Below are 1067 nucleotides of genomic sequence, written 5' to 3' on the forward strand. Positions count from 1 at the left end.
CCATCATCTAAAATTGAAATTACAACAAATTCTCCAATCACACTTGCATCTATAAAAATATTGCCACCTTCACCTTTTGGTTCAATCCCATAATTTATTGCATTTTCAATTATTGGCTGCAAAATCAATTTAGGTACTTCATAATTCAAAATCTCATCATCTACATTTACAAGTAACTTTATCTCCTTGTCATACCTGATATTCATAAGCGCTATATAATTTTGAATATTTTCTATCTCTTCCTTCAATGTAACAAACTTTCTTTTCCAGTTCATATTGTATCTCATCATTTTTCCAAGTTTTGTTATTGCATCTGAAACGTCGTAGTTTTCGGCATATTCAGCCATCATTTTTATATTTTCGAGGACGTTATAAATAAAATGTGCATTTATCTGTGATTGCAAAGCCTTTATCTGCGCATCTTTCTGGGCAACCTCTCTTCTTACAGTCTCACCTATTAATATCTTTAATCTTTCAACCATGTTTAAAAAGTGCAGAGCAAGTTCATCTATCTCGTCATCGCCTTTAACATCGATAGAAACGTCAAAATTGCCATTTTCAACAGCCCTCATACTGAGGATAACCTGTCTTAACTTTTTAAGAATTAAAGTAATCAGGATAAAAATGAGAGCAGAAGAGGCAATAATTAAAACAAGCACCTGAGCAAGCATCTGGAAAGTTATTCTATTTATCTTGTTTGAAAGTTCATCAAACAAAATTAGCTTATAAATGGTCACTCCTAATACAGGAATATGAGAATATACAAAAGCAGCTAGAATTTTTGTTAATTTTTAAATGAACTATTCCATCTTCTGCCTCGGCCTTGCTTTTTTGTTTTAAAATTTGTATAAGTTTTTTTGTGTCTATGTTTAGCCTCTTGAGAAAAATTGGCGTTTGTTTGCTCAAAATTACCTCGCCACTTTGTGACAACGCAATTGTAACTGAATTGCTGCTTTCTCTTGAAAGTTCATTTGCAAAAAATTCATCAACCTTCATGTTAACCTCAATTATTCCTATCAAATTACCTACCAAATCTGTTACTTTAGTATATAATGATACAACTTTTT

Annotated in this window: 1 protein-coding gene and 1 pseudogene; both read right to left on the reverse strand. The window is 31.6% G+C overall.

The window, feature by feature from the left end:
* Positions 1 to 737, reverse strand: a 737-nt coding sequence (locus H964_RS01595; RefSeq protein WP_237738162.1) for a sensor histidine kinase, incomplete at its 3' end; no start/stop codon positions are given.
* A pseudogene (locus tag H964_RS12750) lies at positions 724 to 1067 on the reverse strand (two-component sensor histidine kinase); the annotation flags it as partial. The pseudogene H964_RS12750 and the gene H964_RS01595, both read right to left, overlap by 14 nt.

Source organism: Caldicellulosiruptor sp. F32, assembly GCF_000404025.1.
Lineage (GTDB): Bacteria > Bacillota > Thermoanaerobacteria > Caldicellulosiruptorales > Caldicellulosiruptoraceae > Caldicellulosiruptor > Caldicellulosiruptor saccharolyticus.